The organism is Eubacterium ramulus, from assembly GCF_003122485.1.
In the GTDB taxonomy this organism is placed as follows: domain Bacteria; phylum Bacillota; class Clostridia; order Lachnospirales; family Lachnospiraceae; genus Eubacterium_I; species Eubacterium_I ramulus_A.
Window position 1 is genome coordinate 1 of record NZ_JRFU01000249.1, and the last position, 1,202, is coordinate 1,202.

The 1,202-nt window shown below is 42.1% G+C and carries 1 protein-coding gene; it reads left to right on the top strand.

Features of this window, described 5'->3' with window-relative positions:
* Nucleotides 1-189 precede the first annotated feature (189 nt).
* Nucleotides 190-954, top strand: a complete 765-nt coding sequence (locus LG34_RS16270) for a polysaccharide deacetylase family protein (RefSeq protein WP_109217010.1) — start codon at nucleotides 190-192, stop codon at nucleotides 952-954.
* Nucleotides 955-1,202: the final 248 nt, after the last annotated feature.

Here is a 1,202-nt window from a genome sequence, read left to right on the forward strand (position 1 = left end):
CGCTGACCAGAATCACGCACCAAGTCTCACGTGCGTTCGACTTGAACAACGTTGTAAATTTCCTTTCTTTTGCACAAAAGCAGACGGCTTCTTTTTATGCAAATACAATCCGTTTTCGCCTGTATTTATGCACATAAGAAACTGTCTGCTTTCATATATATTAGTAATCTCATGTCCGAAGGAGAACCTATGAAAAAAGAAAAACGCTTCTCCCTTCTGCTGCCGGTGGTAGTCTGCAGCATCCTTGCCATAACTATTTATTTTCAGATGACAACCGGAGTGATTTCCGTCAGCAATACTGTAAACGGCAAAGAGCTTCCGATTTATTGTGTGGATACCAAAGAACCCAAAATTGCGATTTCGTTTGACGCCGCCTGGGGCAATGATGATACTGCGCGGATTCTGGAAATTCTTGCAAAACATAATGTTCATGCGACGTTTTTCATGACGGGTGGATGGGTAGATTCTTACCCTGATGATGTGAAGGCAATTTATGAAGGTGGACACGATCTTGGCAATCACAGTCAGAATCATAAAAATATGAGTCAGCTGTCCGATACGGAAATCCGGAATGAGATCATGTCTGTGCATGAAAAAGTGAAAGCGTTGACCGGATATGATATGTTTCTTTTCCGACCGCCTTACGGAGATTATGATAATGAGGTCATCACGGGCGTGCTGTCCTGTGGATATTATCCGATTCAGTGGTCTATTGATAGTCTCGATTGGAAGGATTACGGTGTGGATGATATTATTACCCGGATCTGCGACAATAAGCAGCTGACCGGTGGGGCTATTATCTTGTGTCATAATGGGGCTAAATATACAGCGGATGCGCTGGATACGCTGCTGACGCAGCTGGAAGAAAAGGGGTTTCAGTTTGTGCCGATTTCAGAATTAATTTATCGGGATAATTATCATTTAGATGTGACCGGAAAGCAGATTTTAGATTAAATGGTAGGGAAAATTTAGGTTATTGAAATAATACGAAATCGGAGAATCTTTTAGGATATCTCGACGTAAATAGCGCCCAAATTGATTTTTTCTTTATGAGCGATTATTAGCCAGAAAGACAAAATCAATTTGGGCGCTTTCATTAAGTCAAAGGATATTCGCAATCCGCCTTCGCTACTTGCTCATAACCAAATAGCTGCTTCGCAGCTTATCAGAAGGGGCTTGCACCCCTCCTGATACAAGCAAGT

What these genes read in the sequence shown, in the direction of transcription:
- LG34_RS16270 (WP_109217010.1), top strand. Translation starts at nt 190, where the DNA reads ATGAAAAAAGAAAAACGCTTCTCCCTTCTGCTGCCGGTGGTAGTCTGC.